Origin of the sequence: Bradyrhizobium sp. 192 (assembly GCF_023100965.1) — a bacterium.
GTDB classification, from domain to species: Bacteria; Pseudomonadota; Alphaproteobacteria; order Rhizobiales; family Xanthobacteraceae; genus Bradyrhizobium; species Bradyrhizobium symbiodeficiens.
The window spans coordinates 5,332,585-5,349,103 of the sequence record NZ_CP064690.1; the positions used below are offsets into that span (position 1 = coordinate 5,332,585).

Genomic DNA, 16,519 nt, shown 5'->3' on the forward strand with positions numbered 1-16,519 from the left:
GAATTGCCGGAATATTTCGGCTTGTTAATGTCCGGGTGCCCTTGGCACGGAGATGGCCTGTTCCCATGTCCTGCCACGGGAGTACTCCTTGGGAGACGGACATGTCGTATTCGGATTCGGGCAATACGTGGCGCAATGACGGCGGAGCGCAGCCGCACGCCTACGACCCCTATCTGCATCCGGAACTGTTCCGCGGCGTTGCGACGCGGCGGGTGTTCGCGTTCCTGATCGACATGGTCGTGATCTCCGTGCCGGTCATCCTCGGCTACATCTTCATCGCCTTGTTCGGCGTGGTCACGCTCGGCATCGGCTGGGCGCTGTTCTGGCTGGCCTGGCCGGCCTCCGTGATCTGGGCCATCGTCTATTACGGCGCCTGCATTGGTGGCCCCTCCTCCGCGACGATCGGGATGCGGGTGATGGATCTGGAGCTGCGCACCTGGTACGGCGCGCCGGGCTATTTCGTGCTCGGCGCCACCCACGCAGTGCTGTTCTGGGTAACGGTCTCGTTTCTGACGCCCTTCGTGGTGCTGCTCGGCCTGTTCAACAGCCGCCGGCGCCTGCTGCAGGATTTCGTGCTGGGAACGGTCGTGATCAACAATTCCGTTCGCGCGCCGGTGGCACAGACGGCAAGAACCTGGTGATCACAGGAGGACTTGGTGATCAACGGCCTGCTAACCGGGATCCGCTAAGCTGACCGCTGACCTGACCTGCCGAGCTGGCCAATTGACCGTGGGCTTCCGTAGCGCGATGCTGATATTCACTTCGGAGGCCCACGACGTCCCTTGACCCAGCACTCGCGCGACACCCCCCAATTTTACCTCACGGCGCCCTCGCCCTGCCCCTATCTGCCGGGCCGGCATGAGCGAAAAGTATTTACGCACCTCGTGGGTGAGCGCGCCGGTGACCTCAACGACCTCCTGACCCATGGCGGCTTCCGCCGCAGCCAGTCGATCGCCTACCGGCCGGCCTGCGACCAGTGCCGCGCCTGCGTCTCGGTCCGGGTCGTCGCCAACGAGTTCCGCCCCTCCCGCAACTTCCGCAAGGTGATGGCGCGCAACGCCGACATCATCGGCGAGCAGCGCAGCGCGGTGCCGACCTCCGAGCAATATTCGGTGTTCCGCGCCTATCTCGACGCCCGCCACCGCCATGGCGGCATGGCCGACATGACCGTGCTCGACTACGCCATGATGGTCGAGGACAGCCATGTCGAGACCCGCATCATCGAATACCGCAAGCGCGGCCCCGACAGCGGCATCACCGGCCGCGGCGAGGAGCTGATCGCGGTCGCACTCACCGACGTGCTCAGCGACGGGCTGTCGATGGTCTATTCGTTCTTCGAACCGGGCCAGGTCAGCCGCTCGATGGGCACCTTCATGATCCTGGACCACATCGCCCGCGCCCGCCGGCAAGGGCTGCCTTACGTCTATCTGGGCTACTGGATCGAAGGCTCCAAGAAGATGGACTACAAGGCCCGCTTCCTGCCGCAGCAGCGCCTCGCGCCTTCGGGCTGGCTGCGCATCGACGCGCAGGGCGATGCGGCGTCCGAGCCGCAGGATTAAAGCCCTTCCGGGATCGTGCCCGCTTTCAGGGCGCCAAAGCTGCGACGGCCTCTGAGCCGACCGCTTTGGAAATGCCCTCGCGCCCAAGGATGAATTTGAGCGCAGAGATTCCGGGAAGGAAGAAGTAGCCTCCCCCCAGCGTTCGCGTAAAAGCAGCCAAGGACACTTCCTCGCCGCTCGCCAATCCCGGCATGGAGAAGCTCTTCGCGGCGGCCGGCTTGCCGACGAGTGGGTCATCCTGGTCGTGCAGACCGACGAACCGGGGATTTCGCAACCAGCGCTGATAGATGAACTCGAACTGCCGCTCGAGATCCGCGTTGCACGCGATGAAGAAGATGCCCTTGCGCGGCTTCTCGTTCGCAACCTCCTCGCGATAGGGTCGACCTCGGCGTAGCAGCCGATGCAACTTGACCGACTTGACGCTCGATTGCACGTCGACGCCCAGCGTATCCCTCGGATTGACCCGGCGGATATGGGCTCCCTTCGGACAGCCAAAGCCGTTCGCGTCGTCGACACGAAACCGAAATGCATCGGCCTGCGAATCCGAAATCGAAACGCCGGCACCGCCTTGCCATGACAACGGCCGCCCGTTCCTTCGACGGCCCATCACCTTCTCGCAGACGGCCTCGCCGTATACCGCTTCAAACTTCTCGAACGCTTCGACATCCTGCTCAATCTGGCGAACCGCGAGATAGGTTCCGTTCAGCGCGAAGCGGCCGCCGGTATGCGTGGCGTCGCCCGGCCATCGCTTGACGTTGGGGCAATAGGTCAGCTCGTCGTATTCGTTGCGATAGCCCAGAATGAATTCGCCCGGGGCGACGACGCGATCCTCATACAGGGGGCCGGCATCGTCTCTGACCCGCCGGAGCCCGTCGCCGCGCTCTTCCCTGAGTTCGCTGACCACGGGCTGCGCGAGCCCGTCGCGAAACCCGAACGACTCGTACAATTTCTCTTCCTTGTCCCCCTCCTTCTGCTGGAAGGCGCAGGGATCGTTGTCGACCTTGATGACATCGAACACGTCCGGATCAGGATCCAGTTCTGCCGTCTTCTCCGGCGCGCTCGCCGTTTCAGCAGCGCTCCGTCGCTTTCTCCATTCGGCCACCAGGACATGCACGGGGCTGCGGACACCGTCATCAACATCGGACCAGCGCCAATCTCGCGGGCTGTCCCTCAACAGCAACGCGCGCAGGTCGCAGCCCATGCCGCTGCTGAACGGGGACGGGAACGGATGCGCAGCGGTCTCCTCGCATCCGAGCTTTGCCAGCCCCAAATAGCTGAAAGCGATTGCGACGGCGTCGTCGACCGGGTGCTTCCTCGATTTTCTGACATCCGCGGCGCTGACGACCAGTTTCTTGTCGACGAGGTTTGCGAGCCACGCTCGCGCATCGTTCTCGCGGCCCGCCTTGATCGTCAGCAGCCAGAAGCGGCTGGTCTTCAACCAGCCATAGCCGCTTCCGAGCATTCCCTGAATGTCCTTGAGCTGTTCGGAGAGATGCGAGGCCTTCATGTTTCGATCGCCCTCATGATGAAGTCGTCGTTGCTGTCGTTGCGCTCACCGAACAGGGCGTTACGCAGCCCGGTTGCGAGGTTGATCTCGTCGATCGTCGCGTTGCACGCGTCGAAGCGATACATGTGCGGAAGCATGCTGTCGCGGGCGTAGGACTTGAATTTCAACTCGCACTTCACGCCGCGAAAAAGCACGAAACGCGTCGGTGGAAAATCGCGCGGCTCCTTGACGTCCGGCTGCCCGACGGCAGCCGATCCCCGCGACCTCAGCGTCGTCCATCGCCAGGCCAACGTGGTCCCGATGGTCGCTCCGTTGATAAAATCGTCGAGGTAGCCGCCGAAATTGCCGTCATAGTTCGAGCAGAATAGAAAGCGCCGACCGCCCTCGATGATGTGCCAATGACCAAAATGGATACCCGGTGCATCACCCAGCCGCCCTTCGGTGAAGAACACCCGCCCAAAGAACGTCACGATACGCAGGGACACGCGGATCCACCAGGCGCCCCAGCCGTTCGGGCTTCGGATATCAGTCAGGCTGACCATGTGCGCAGTCCCGCCGGCCAACAGCGCTTCGCACTGGTCGATTGACGGATGGACCTGCTGGGCCCGGGTGACATCCTCTTCGTAGGGATGAAAGAACCACTTGCTCAAGGCCTCGAACCGGCGATTGATCCAGGAGAAGAAGGTCCCGATGACGAGCAGCGCGACGATCGCAAGCACGCCGAAGACGGCGAGCTCCCACCCCGGAACCCGCGCAGTCAAAGCCGTGATCCCTTCCATGATCGGCTTCGGATAGAAGACGAAGACCACCGCGCACACCAGGATGGCAACGAGCAACGGCACGATCACGATCCAGCCGACTACACAGGTGGAGAATGACGACCAGGTCTCGGTTGGCCGTTCGAGTTCGCGACGGACGCTGTCCACCCAGCGCCGCCACGGCACGGACAGGGCCGGCAACGCGACCAGGAGCAGCCATCCCAGGAACAGGAGCCCGACAAGGGCGAGCAGTGCCCTGACGCTCGCCCACACGATCCACATGCTCACACTGCTTATGACATCCACCACGGACTGCACTTCGGGGTAGGATACGCCGACGAACCAGGTGTAGGCGCCGAACAAGCCTCGCGGCAGCGCGCCCAGGAGCCAGACCAGGGCCAGCCACAGGCCGAAAACCACGAGCCCATAGCCGACTTTTGCCGAGATGCTGGCACCCTTCCCACGCCAATAGGACCGCGGTGAAGGCTGCATCGCCCAGTCGAAGCGTGGGTCCTGGAATGCCCGCTGCGCTAGCGCAAGCGCGAACGACGCACGGTCATCGCCGTACATGGCTCTCAGCTTGCGCCCCTCGTCCCGGGTCCATGTCAGCAGATCGCGCTCCTTCCTGATCTGCCGGGCCGTTCGGTCGCGAGGACCGACGAAGCCGCCATCGGCGAGACTGAGCCACCCGACAAGCTTGTCGAACAATTGTCCGTTGCGCGCGCTCGCCAGCGGAGGCCCGCCGCCGGGCCAGTAGGAGCCGAAGAGCGACCACATCGTGCCGCTGGGATGATGCACGAGCCTGTACAGCATGTCCTTGGGATCGATGCCTTCCTCGATGGCAAGCTCGAGCATCAGCGACGGCGTCTGCTCCTGCGCGTCCGTTCGCGCCGGCAACAGCGCGATGGACGCGAACTGAATGACCGCAACATCCTCAAGGAGCGCATTCAACGCGGGCTGCATGTCTCCCGAATCGGAAAAATCCACCGCGCCGCGCCAGCCTGGCGCAATGATGCAGATCATCTGCTGCCGGACCATTTCGAGCATGGACTGTCCTTCCCCAATCCGTCAGACGAAGTTCACGCGCATGCGAGACATCAGTGCGCCGTCGTAGGCAATAGCCTTGCCCTCGCCTCGCGTTAGCCGCAGCTCTGGCAGGATCAGCAGACCAATCAGCGCACTCGTCAGGATTTCGACCGCGTAGTCCTTGGCGGGACATTGGCGCGTGCCGTATCCGAACATCAGCCAACGCAAATCCTGATGTGGACCCCAATTGCGGGCGGGACAGAACTGACCGCTCTTCTTGACCACCCTGGAATCAAACAGGGCGGCGATCGACCAGATCGCCATCTTGCCGCCAGCGGAACACGGCGCGTTGTGCCGCGCGCCGGTCTCAAATTCCGTATCACGCGGCACGTCGCGCGCGAGCAGCGGAAAGATGGGCCGAAAGCGCATCAGCTCGAGCATGTGCTGGCGCACCAGATCGCGGAACCTGGCGTCGTGCCAAACGCCGGCCGCCCCCAGCCGCTGGGCTTCCGCCCGCAGGGCCCGGTGAACCTTGGTACGCCCGAGCAGTTCCTGCACCGCGAGTGCCCCCGACTGCACCGTGACCGGATGCGAAATCCAGGCAAGACCGGCGGCATTCCGCGTGATCGTGCTGGCAGTACTCTGGACGCCCCAAGCCTGTTCGATGTCGCGGCTCACGGCGGCGATACGTGCACGCAACGCATCCGAGCAGAGCTCTGCCCGTCGCTGAACCCTCAGCGTCGCAGTGCTTCCGGCAAGAAGCTGGCCTGCGACATACCTGATTTCCAGGAGATATTGCCGTTGCAACCCTGGGTCGTTGACGTTGCCATTCGCGCCCGCCACCACCTTGCCCGTTGCCGCCCCGAACAGCGGATCCATCGCTCGGAAAACGATCCACATCAGGTAGTCCTCGATCAGGTCGAAAGACTTATTCGTCCCGAGCTGCCCAAGCTGCTGGACGCGTCGCTGAACCTCCTGATCGGCCGCGGCCGGCAAGCTCGCAGCCAGCAAAGCCAACCGATCATCGAGCAGACGCCTGTCGTCGTGGTAGGTGGGACCGGGATCCATGCCGATCAGATAATCGCCGGCCGACAGGTTCGCCGCGTGCGCGGCGTTCGAGAAACTCTGCGGCCTGGTCAGCACACCCTTGACGGCGCTGGCCCGTGCCGCCATGCCGAGCCAGCCCCCCACGAACGGCAAAAGCCGAAACACGGCACCAAGGGCTCGCAATGCGCCCGGATGGCGATTGGCCCAACAGAAGATCCCATAGGAGAGGCTCCGGAGCCCCGGCGGCATTGCATCGGGAGTGCCAGCCGAGAGCTTCATGCTGCGTACCCGTCCTTGCGCCAATCTGCGAGCGCCGCGGCGGCCCGTCTCTGATAGTGAGGCATGCCCAGACGCTCCGCTGCCTCGGCGGCTCGCTTGAAATGCGCTTCGGCGCCTACCAGATCGCCGGCCTGCCGCATGGTTTCCGCAAGCTCGTACAGGGCTTCGGTCTGGTGTCCGTATTCCTCGGCGGCCTGCTCGACCGCCTTGCGTCCGACAGCCATCGCGTCGTCCAGTCGTCCGAGCTTGCGATAGGCGATCCCCAGGCTCACGCGCATGAATGTCCTGCCATAGGGGCCGGCCGCCTCGTAGATGCGATCGGCGAATCCCTTCTCCAGCATGGGCACCGCTTCGGCGGCCTTGCCGTTTCGCGCCAGCGCGCTGCCGAGAACGCCGGTGCACACGGACAGCATGGTCGGCACGTTGTGCATCAAGCATTGCTGCACACCCTTGCGCATCAAGGACTCGGCACGGTCGAGTTCCTCGCGTTCGACCCAGATCTGCGATTGGACCGTGTCGATCAACAGCCGGGAATACGGATGATCGATGCTGGATAGAATCTCGTAGGCCTTAGCGCAGAAATCGTCCGCAGCGCCGCCATCCCCGAGGCGCCAGAGCGTGCTGGCATGAAAGGCGTACAGGTTGATGATCGGAATCGCGGCCCAGCCGGGCTGGACATAGTGGGCCGACAGTTCCGGTTCGTAATCGGACAGCAGGATTTGGCCTTCGGCCGCCGCTTCAGCGTATCGCCCGAGCGCATGCAGATGCATGAGGCGGGTCTGATGCGCCGCCATCATCATGTGACGACGCTGTGCGAGGCGTGCCGCTTCCAGGCCCTGCGAAGCGTAGCGCAGACCTTGCTCGAAACGTCCGCGCATCCACAGAAATACAGCCGTCTCGGTCGAAACCGCAGCCCTTGCACGCTGATCGTTCAGTTGCACGGCGATGGCTTCTGCCCGCTCCATGTTGTCGAAGATCTCGTCGATCTGCCCGAGAGCCAGCATTGCACCAATGGCCTCCAGCCGAAGCGCGAGCTCCAGGGTCTGGGCGGTCGTCGCTCCCTCGACGCGCTGTGCCGCCTGGATGCCGTTCTCCAGCAATTGGACGGCCTCCCGATTGGCCGAGCGCGAGATGGCACGAGCCATCGACTTGGCGGCGAATTTTGCCGCCTGCTCCCATTCCTCGCCCCCGAAGGCATGATGCGCCAGTGCCGGCGCGGCATCGACATCGGCGGCGCCGGGCTGGGCGTGCAGCGCCAGGAAGGCCTGGCGATGCAGTGCCTTGAGCCTGGCGCGCGTGAGTACCCCGAGCACGACGTCACGGACCAACGCATGACGGAATGCGAAGGCGTGCGACCCGCGCGAGCTCCTCGCCTGGTCCGGCCCCGTCAGCAAGCCGGACGCGACGCAAAGACCCAACAGCTCTTCGGCGCGATCGAGGTCCACGGCCTGCATTGCGGCAACCAGGTCGTGCGTGATGGGATCCCCGAGGATGGCCGCGGCCTCGATCGCCGACTTGGCAGCGTCGGGCAGCCTGTCGACCCGCGCGCCGATCACCGCCGCGATGGAGCCCGGCACGCGCAGTTCGCCGAAAGGCCTCTGCAAGCGGTAGGCGCCAGGGGTTCCCTCCAGCGACCCGTCGTCGATCAGCGTGAAGACCAGTTGTTCCAGGAAGAAGGGATTGCCGTCGGCGCGCGAGACCAGTTCTGTCGTGATGCCGAGCACGGACGGATCATCGCCGAGACAGGCGCGCGCGAGCCGGAGCATTTCTCCATCCCCCAGCGGCTCGATCGTGTGCTCGGCAAACCAGGATGTCCCTCGCCACTGGTGCTCGAAATCCGGACGATAGGTGACGCAAATCAGGACCGGCAGCCCCTGAAGTTTGGGAAGCAGGCCCTCGAACAGCCGCCGGCTCTCGCGATCGGCCAGGAAAACATCCTCGAGCACGAGCACGAAGGCGCCGGACCGCACGCGTCTGCGCACGAGCCAGAGCAACGCCTCGCCGATCCGGCGCCGTCGAAGCGTCGGGTTCAGCGCCAGCCAGGCCTCATCCGGCGCCGCAAGTCCCAGGAGATCATTGACCGCTGCCAAATGCTCGGCGCCGTCTTCGGGCCATTCCGCAATCAACGCCTGCTTGGCCGAATGCCGAATGTCGGCCGCACTCGTTTGCGGAAGCCCGACCAGACTTGCGGTCAGATCGGTGGCGGTGCTGTAGGCACGCGTGCTCGCATATCCTCTCGCCTGCGAAAAGCAGATCTCGATCCCCTCTCGCGCGAGGCTGTCCATCCAGTCGACGATCAGACGCGACTTGCCGATCCCGGCATCGCCACACAACCCGATCGTTCGCATGCCGGACTTCTGAATGGTCTCCAGCGTCCCTTCCAGGATCCTCAGCGTGTGTTCGCGTCCGATCAGAGGCGCCCAGCGCGGCTTCCGCGTCAATGGCGCGGCCGCCGAACTTTCGGTCTCCACCACGACTTCATGCACTTCGATCGGAACATCCAGTCCACGCACGGTCCGCATGCCGGCCGTACGCGTGTCGATCTGCTGCGCGACCAGCCGCTGCGTCGCGGCGCTGATCAAGATGCCGCCGGGCGGCGCCATCTTCTCGAGCCGCGAGGCGAGATGGATCGTCTTTCCGTCCGCGCCGTAATGGGACCACCGGTACTGTCCGACGATCCCGACCAGCACCTCGCCCGAATTGATACCGATGCGCAGCGTCGGGCTGACGAGGCCTCCGACGTCATGGCCTGGGATGGATGCTCTCTGCATCTTGAGAGCGGCAAGGCACGCCCGCAGGGCATGGTCTTCCTGGGCCACGGGCGCGCCGAACAAGGCGACGAGGCCATCGCCGAGCAACTGGCTCACCGTGCCGCCATAGGTCTCGACCGCCTCGGCCAACCGGTCCAGCGCCCTGCCGAGATAGGCGCGGGCTTCCTCGGGGTCGACATGCTGCACCAGGGAGGTCGAATTGCAGACGTCGACGAACAGCACGCTGACCTGCTTGTTTTCAGTCAGCATCTGCGAGCGAACCGGAATAGGATGGTGCAGCTGGACGACGTGCGCATCGCGGTTCGGGGCGCCCGGCTCTTCCGCGTTGCGATTGAGGCTCGCGCCGCATTGAGAGCAGAAGCGATGCTCACGGGAAATATAGGCTGAACAAGCGGGACACCTGGTCACGGCAGCACACACTCATCAATGACTTGAACAAATTACAAATGCGTTCTGCCTTGAACATCGCCCCTTCGAGGCGTGAACCCGCTCAGTAGAAAAACAAGCTGTCGATCAATCCAAACGATCAAACCAAGTATTTCGTGCGGCAACCATATTTGCGCACAACCGATAGATGAATCCGGAGAACTGCAGTGGCCGCTCTGGTCCGGCGCGGGACCCGCCGATCATCCCGCCGGAAGCAAAATCAATGCTGAAACAGGCGTCAGTATTGTACGCCCGGTCAGCAATTGCAACTAGTATGCGCGTGTCGCACAACTTGAAAAGTGACAGTTTGCCAAATCGACCCCGATGTCCTCCGCGGCAAACCTGCGCCCGAAAACGGGGAACAAGCTCGCCAGCCGACACATCTCACTGGGCGGAGGCTCGCGTTCGGGAGGGTCATGCCCGCTGTCTGATCGGGAGGCCCGTCGAGCACGGTCCACTTGAACGGGCCGGGCGGATCGCCGCCGCCCTCACCCGAACAGCGTATCCACCAGCAGCTTCACGTTCAAAACCACGATGACGCCCGCGACGATCCAGGCGATCGCCGCGACATATCCCGGAATCGCGAACTGCCCCATCTTGCGGCGGTCGGAGACGAAGCGGACCAGCGGGATCACCGCGAAGGGCAGCTGCATCGACAGCACGACCTGGCTGAACACCAGCAGGTCGGCCGTGCCGCGCTCGCCGTAGATCGCGGTGACGACGATCACCGGAATGATGGCGATGCCGCGCGTGAGCAGGCGGCGCGCCCAGCTCGGCAGGCGCAGGTCGAGAAAGCCCTCCATCACGATCTGGCCGGCGAGCGTCGCCGTCACCGTCGAGTTCAGGCCGGAGGCGAGCAGCGCAATCGCAAAGAGCGTCGAGGCGATACCGAGACCGAGCAGCGGCGACAGCAGCTCGAAGGCCTGGCCGATCTCGGCGACGTCGGAATGGCCGCTCTTATGGAAGGTCGCCGCCGCCACGATGAGGATCGCTGCGTTGATGAACAGCGCCAGCATCAGGGCGATGGTCGAGTCCGTCGTCGCCCATTTGATCGCCTCGCGGCGGCCCTCGTCGTTGCGTTCATAGGCGCGCGTCTGCACGATCGAGGAGTGCAGATAGAGATTATGCGGCATCACCGTCGCACCGATAATGCCGATCGCGATGTAGAGCATCTCGGGGTTGGTGAAGATCTCGCTCTTCGGCATGAAGCCGTGCAGGACCTCGGCGACCGGCGGCGCCGCGGCCACGATCTGGACCGCGAAGCAGACCGCGATCACCCCCAGCAGCGCGATGACGAAGGCTTCGAGGAAACGGAAGCCGCGGTTCATCAGGAGCAGCAGCAGGAAGGCGTCGAGTGCCGCGAGCAGCGCGCCGCCGATCAGGGGAATGCCGAACAGCAGCTTCAGCGCGATCGCGGTGCCGATGACTTCGGCGAGATCGCAGGCGATGATCGCGGCCTCGCAAGCGATCCAGAGCAGGAAATTCACCGGCGGCGAATAGGTGCCGCGGCAGGCCTGCGCGAGATCGCGGTCGGTGACGATGCCGAGCCGTGCCGCCAGCGACTGCAGCAGGATCGCCATCAAATTCGAGAGCAGGATGACCGAGAGCAGCGTGTAGCCGAACTTCGAACCGCCGGCGAGGTCGGTTGCCCAATTGCCGGGGTCCATGTAGCCGACCGAGACCAGATAGCCGGGACCGACAAAGGCGAGCAGCCGGCGCCACCAGCGGCCACCGAGCGGAACGGCGACCGTGGCGTTGACTTCGGGGAGGCTCTTGGTGACGGGCGCATCAGCGCGCCAGCCGGCGGCGTCGGGGGTCAAATCAGGCGATCGGGCATCCATGCGAGGAGAATACCGAGTTCGAGGCTTATTGCAACTCATTTGCAACTGCATCTAGTCGACATGGGTTCCCGCTCCTGCCGCTTCGCCACCTTGTCGGGAAGCGGGTGGGTCCGGCGGCCCTTGGCGCTGGATACTGGCGCCAACCGACTTAGCAGGAAATGAGCCATGTCAAACCCGCCTCGCCTTCCCGACACCTTTGCCCGCCTCGCCTGGTCCAACCTCGCGGCGCAGTCGGCCGAGCAGATCGCATTGGCCGCGGCCCCCATCGTCGCCGTGCTCACGCTCGGGGTCGCGGAAGGCCAGACCGGGCTGCTGCAGACCGCGCTGACCCTGCCCTTCGTGCTGTTCGCAATTCCGGCCGGCCTGCTCGCCGACCGCATCTCGCGCCGCTCGCTGATGGCCGGCGCCGAGGCGCTGCGGGCCGCAGCCCTCGCCACCATCGTGCTGCTGCTCGCGCTCGGCGCGCTCAATCTTCCGCTGCTGGCGCTGCTCGGCTTCGCAGCCGTCTGTGGCACCGTGGTCTACAGCGTGGCCGCGCCGGCGCTGGTGCCGTCCTTGGTGAGCTCCGACCTCCTGCCGGCGGCGAATGCCCGCATCGAGCTCGCGCGCACCGTCGCCTTTGCCAGCGGCCCTGCGCTTGGCGGCGCACTGGTCGGATGGTGGGGCGCAAGCCCGGCCTTCGGCTTTGCCGCGGCACTCTCCGCCATCGCTGTCGTGCTGCTTGTGTCTGGAAAATCTGCCAGAATGTGCGAACGGGCGGTTCTCGTAAAACCGCCCGTCGCTGGATCTGAGCCCGATCGTGCTCGAAGGCCTTGAGCCTGTCGGGGAGCTAGGGACAGATCCGGTGGTCTTCCTCAACCCGAACAGTTGCATGGGCTTCGAGCCCGGACCGAGCAAGGAAGGGATTGGATGATGGCACAAGACGGTCTGGTTGTCGCTGGCATCGACGTGGCCAAGGACAAGGTGGATGTGTGCATTCGCTCATTGTCACAACGGCAGGCGTTCCCAAGCACGCCGGAGGGGCGGCGAGCGTTGATCCGCTGGCTTCGAAAGCACAAGGTCGGCAAGGCCGCCATGGAGGCTTCCGGCGGCTATGAGCGGGAATGGGCCAAAGCGCTGCGCGAGGCTGGTATCGAAGCCCTGATCGTGGATCCGAAGCGGGTGCGCAACTTCGCTAGATCGGCCGGACGGCTCGCCAAGAACGATCCAATCGATGCGGAAATGATTGCCTGGTTCGCCGAGACCTTCATCGAGGCAAAGGGCCAAACGTACGATGCGGCACGTGAGAAACTGGTGCAGATCGTGAATGCGCGCCAGGCTCTGATCGACATGCGGACCAGCTTGCAAAGCAGGAATGAGCATTCCACACCTGACGTCGTGCAGAAAATGCAGGGCCGCCTGCTGAAGCAGATCACCTTGGAAGTTGCCAAGTTGGAAGCAGCGATCGCAGTTCTAATCAAGGCCACGCCGCGTTTTGCCGAACTCGCCGAGATCATCGAGAGCGTGCCGGGTCTTGGCGGGGGCACGTCGGCCGGATTGATCGGGGCGATGCCGGAACTCGGCCAGATCGGGGACAAAGTTGCTGCGGCACTGCTGGGTGCTGCGCCTTATGACGACGACAGCGGCAAACGTCGGGGCGTCCGTCATATCCAGGGCGGGCGCCGCAAAGTCCGCAACCTGTTCTACATGGCGTGCATGGGAGCCGCGACACGGCACAATCCCGTGCTCAAGGCCTTCTATGATCGCCTGATCGCCAAAGGCAAGAAGCCGAAGGTTGCGCTCACTGCCTGCATGCGTAAGCTGATCGTGATCCTCAACGTCATGATCGCACGCGGCGAGAAATGGGATGCCAAGCGGTACGAAGTCGGCGGCACCGCTCGGCTTCCGCCGAGCGCATGCACAGCCTGAAGATCGGTGAGCGGACGGGGTCAAGGCCGTCAGCCGCCGAAGGCGGTGGCGCGCGAGCGCCAGCCTTGAGGCCGGCCGGTCGCCGAGCTACTTCACAGTTGCTCTCCGGCATCTACGAACCCGCACGCGCGCCCGTCCCGCGGCGCCATCCGTTCCAGGACATCCGCGAAGGCGCGGCGTTCGTGTTTCACCATCCGCTGCTGCGGCCGGTGTTCGTCACCCAGTTCATCTTCAACACCGGCTGGTTCCTGCAGATCGCGGTGTTCGTGCCCTATGCCGTGCGCCATCTCGGCCTGACCGCCGCCGGAATCGGCACCGTGCTGACCATGTACGGCGTTGGCATGGTGATCGGCGCGCTGCTTGCCACCCGCGTGATGCGGCGCATCGCGTTCGGCACCGTGGTCGGCCTCGGCCCGGTCACCGGCTTCGTTGCGGCGGTGGTGATGGCGCTGACGGTGCTGGTCCCCTCGCCCTTTCTCGCCGCGTTGAGCTTCTTCCTGCTTGGCGTCGGACCGATCCTGTGGGTGATCTCGACCACCACGCTGCGCCAGTCGGTGACGCCGCCGCGCCTGCTCGGACGCGTCTCCGCCATCAACATCATGAGCTACGGCGCCCGCCCGCTCGGCTCGGCGCTGGGGGCGGTCGTCGGCGGCCTCTGGAGCGCGGAAGCGTGCCTCTATCTCGCAGCCGCCGTATTCGGCGTGCAGGCGCTGGTGATCTGGCTGTCGCCGGCGGTGTGGCTGGATCGCCAGCCGGACATGGTCGGGGATGAAGTGGCGGTCGGCTGCTAATTCGCCAGATACCGCTCGTAGCTCCCCGTCACCGGCTCGCTGGCGTCGACTTCGGGATCGAGCGTGTAGAGATCCTGCGCGCGGCCGATGCCGCGCAGCGCGTAGCGGCCGGTGGAGACGAGATAGCGTCGCCCGGCGGCATCGAGGCCCTGGTAGAACTCGGATGAGGCCAGCAGCTCGCGGTCGACCGAGCGGCTCATCGAGGCGATGCGGCTGACCTCGTTGACGGTCGGGCCGACCACGGTGAAGTCGAGCCGGTCCTCGCTGCCGATATTGCCGTAGAAAACCTCGCCGACATGCAGGCCGATATAGGCCGACGTGGTGGGACGGCCGTCGGCCTCGCGCCGCTTGTTCAGCGCCGCGATGTTCTTGCGGAACAGATGCTCGGCGCGCAGCGCAGCGCGGCGCGCATCCGCCATGTCCTCACCCCAGAACATCGCGAGCACGCCGTCCCCGATCAGCTTGAGCACGTCGCCGCCGGCCTCGTGGATCGGGTCGATCACGGCCTGCGCATAGTCGTTGAGGAACGGGATGATCTCGTCGGGCGCGATGCTCTCGCTGATCCCGGTCGAGCCGCGCAAATCCGAATACCACAGCACGGCGTTGATGCGCTCGGTGACGCCGCGCGAGATGCGCCCGCGCAAGACCTGCGCGGAGGCGTCGCGGCCGAGATAGACGCGCCCGAGCGTGCGGGCGATATCGACCTGCTGCGCCGATTTGATCGCGAGCCCCAGCACCGGCACGAGATCGCGCAAAGCCTCGAGCTCACCGTCGCTGAAGCCGCTGTCGCGGCGCGTGGTCCAGCAGGAATAGAGGCAGTCCATCAGGCCGAGCGCGCCGTTCTCGCCGAAGCGATGCACGAAGGCGAGATAATGTTTGTGGCCTTTCTCGGCGAGTTCGCCGATCTGCGAGAAATCCAGCGACGGCGCCTCGGCGAGATCGATCACCATCTCGTCGTGGCCATTCTCGAGCATGTGGAAGAACACCGAGCGGCGCCAGCTTGCGGCAGCGTCGCCGTCGGCGGTCGAGCCGTATTCGAACGCGTCGCTCTCGTTGCTGGGACGGTCGCTCCAGCGGAAGCCGCGGCCCTCGTAGATCGGATGCAGCGTGTCGATCACCACCAGCGCGCGCGACAGGTCGAGCCCTTCGGCGCAGCAGCGCTCGCAGAAGCCGCGGAGCAGGTCGATTTCGGGAAGGCCCGTGAGCCCCTGGCCGGTCAGCCAGTTCATCAGCGCAAGGCGCGAGGTCAATTGCATGCGCCATTATGGCGTGCATTCGTGACGAGCGGAAGGCCGCGTGCGAACGTCATGCGACCAAGGCTCCCGTCTCAAGGCTCTCGTCCGCAGCAGGTCCAATATGCCGCAGCCGCGGTTGACGCGCTGTCGTTGCCGCTGCAAATGGAACCGATGACACCGCCGACCAGAAATACGGCAATATGAGCCAGCGCCAGCTTCCGATCATCCTGGCGCTCGGCACCACGCAGACCCTGGCCTGGGCCTCCAGCTATTATCTGCCGGCGCTGATCGCCGATCCCATGGCGCGCGACCTCGGCGTCTCCTCCAACTGGATCTTCGGCGCGTTCTCGGCCTCGCTGGTGATCTCGGCGATGCTCGGGCCGCGCATCGGACGGCAGATCGATCTCGTCGGCGGCCGGCAGGTGCTGTCCGCCTCGAACCTGACGATCGCCGCCGGCCTCGCGCTGCTCGGCTTCGCACATTCCGTCCCGGTGATGGTGTTCGCTTGGCTCGTGCTCGGCATCGGCATGGCGATGGGGCTCTACGACGCCGCCTTCGCCGCGCTGGGGCGCATCTACGGCACCGAGGCGCGCAGGCCCATTACCGGCATCACGCTGATGGCGGGCTTCGCCTCCACCGTCGGCTGGCCGCTCACCGCCTGGGGCCTGTCGCATATCGGCTGGCGCGAGACCTGCTTTGCGTGGGCCGCCGCCAACATCCTGATCGGCCTGCCGCTGAACTTCTTCATGCTGCCGGCGATCAAGGGCGCCAAACAGGCGGCGGCGACGGCCGAGAACCCGCATCTGCCGCTCGACCGCACCATGGTCCTGCTGGCCTTCATCTTCGCGGCGGTCTGGACCGTCACCGGCGCCATGGCCGCGCATTTCCCGCGCATCCTGGAGACGACGGGGGCGACGCCTGCCGAAGCCATCGCGGCCGGTGCACTGATCGGCCCGGCGCAAGTCGGGGCCCGCATGTTGGAGGCCGGCTTCCTCAGCCGCTTCCATCCGCTGTGGTCGACCCGGCTCGCCTGCCTCACCCATCCGATCGGCGCGGTAATCGTGGCGATCTTCGGCGGCGCCGCGGCGAGCGCGTTTGCGCTGTTCCACGGCTCGGGCAACGGCATTCTGACGATCGCGCGCGGCACGCTGCCGCTGTCGATCTTCGGGCCGAAGGATTTCGGCTACCGTCTCGGCATCATCGGCGCCCCCGCACGGATGGCGCAGGCGGTGGCGCCGCTGGCCTTCGGCCTGCTGATCGACGTCATGGGCGCCAAGGTGCTGATCGTCTCCTCCGCGCTCAGCCTCTCGGCGCTGGCGGCCTTGTTCCTGATCCGCACCAAGCCGCGGCCGGATTGACCGGACCGAAGCT

General features: G+C 65.0%; 10 protein-coding genes and 2 pseudogenes. 6 read left to right on the plus strand and 6 right to left on the minus strand.

The annotated features are described in order from the left end of the window. Positions 1 to 101: 101 nt before the first annotated feature. Both IVB24_RS24700 and IVB24_RS24705 read left to right on the plus strand, forming a co-directional pair. Positions 102 to 641 (plus strand): RDD family protein, encoded by a 540-nt coding sequence (locus IVB24_RS24700; RefSeq protein WP_162308589.1) that lies wholly within the window; start codon positions 102 to 104, stop codon positions 639 to 641. 141 nt (positions 642 to 782) lie between these two features. Then, positions 783 to 1,559 carry an arginyltransferase gene (locus IVB24_RS24705; protein ID WP_063194860.1) on the plus strand — a complete coding sequence of 259 codons (777 nt, stop codon included), beginning with the start codon at positions 783 to 785 and terminating at the stop codon, positions 1,557 to 1,559. A 25-nt stretch (positions 1,560 to 1,584) separates the two neighbouring features. Here the strand turns inward: IVB24_RS24705 and IVB24_RS24710 are convergent, their stop codons facing one another. The 5 genes from IVB24_RS24710 to IVB24_RS24730 all read right to left on the minus strand — a co-directional run bounded on the left by IVB24_RS24710 (position 1,585) and on the right by IVB24_RS24730 (position 11,214). Next, positions 1,585 to 3,021, minus strand: coding sequence for a Dyp-type peroxidase domain-containing protein (locus tag IVB24_RS24710; RefSeq protein ID WP_247769347.1), 1,437 nt, complete (start codon positions 3,019 to 3,021; stop codon positions 1,585 to 1,587). A 41-nt stretch (positions 3,022 to 3,062) separates the two neighbouring features. After that, positions 3,063 to 4,871 (minus strand): hypothetical protein, encoded by a 1,809-nt coding sequence (locus IVB24_RS24715; protein ID WP_247769348.1) that lies wholly within the window; start codon positions 4,869 to 4,871, stop codon positions 3,063 to 3,065. A gap of 21 nt (positions 4,872 to 4,892) precedes the next feature. Continuing rightward, on the minus strand, positions 4,893 to 6,176 hold the full coding sequence (locus IVB24_RS24720) for a cytochrome P450 (RefSeq protein ID WP_247769349.1): 1,284 nt from the start codon (positions 6,174 to 6,176) through the stop codon (positions 4,893 to 4,895). Next, a complete protein-coding gene (locus IVB24_RS24725) occupies positions 6,173 to 9,196 on the minus strand; it encodes an adenylate/guanylate cyclase domain-containing protein (RefSeq protein WP_247769350.1) in 3,024 nt (1,007 codons plus the stop codon). The genes IVB24_RS24720 and IVB24_RS24725 overlap by 4 nt, the downstream gene beginning before the upstream one ends. A 665-nt stretch (positions 9,197 to 9,861) precedes the next feature. After that, positions 9,862 to 11,214, minus strand: a complete 1,353-nt coding sequence (locus IVB24_RS24730) for an Nramp family divalent metal transporter (RefSeq protein WP_094977585.1) — start codon at positions 11,212 to 11,214, stop codon at positions 9,862 to 9,864. A 165-nt stretch (positions 11,215 to 11,379) separates the two neighbouring features. Between IVB24_RS24730 and IVB24_RS24735 the strand changes: the two are divergent. From IVB24_RS24735 to IVB24_RS24745, 3 genes and pseudogenes are all read left to right on the plus strand, one after another. After that, a pseudogene (locus IVB24_RS24735) lies at positions 11,380 to 11,937 on the plus strand (MFS transporter); the annotation flags it as partial. Between the two features lie 186 nt (positions 11,938 to 12,123). Then, complete coding sequence (locus tag IVB24_RS24740; protein ID WP_247768435.1) at positions 12,124 to 13,122, plus strand: IS110 family transposase; 999 nt, start codon at positions 12,124 to 12,126, stop codon at positions 13,120 to 13,122. 98 nt (positions 13,123 to 13,220) lie between these two features. Continuing rightward, positions 13,221 to 13,913: pseudogene (locus tag IVB24_RS24745) on the plus strand (MFS transporter); the annotation flags it as partial. Here the strand turns inward: IVB24_RS24745 and IVB24_RS24750 are convergent. Then, on the minus strand, positions 13,910 to 15,169 hold the full coding sequence (locus tag IVB24_RS24750) for an adenylate/guanylate cyclase domain-containing protein (protein WP_094977581.1): 1,260 nt from the start codon (positions 15,167 to 15,169) through the stop codon (positions 13,910 to 13,912). The pseudogene IVB24_RS24745 and the gene IVB24_RS24750 overlap by 4 nt on opposite strands. Before the next feature lie 179 nt (positions 15,170 to 15,348). On the opposite strand from IVB24_RS24750, the gene IVB24_RS24755 reads away from it, so the two are divergent. After that, a complete protein-coding gene (locus IVB24_RS24755; protein WP_247769352.1) occupies positions 15,349 to 16,506 on the plus strand; it encodes an MFS transporter in 1,158 nt (385 codons plus the stop codon). Positions 16,507 to 16,519: the final 13 nt, after the last annotated feature.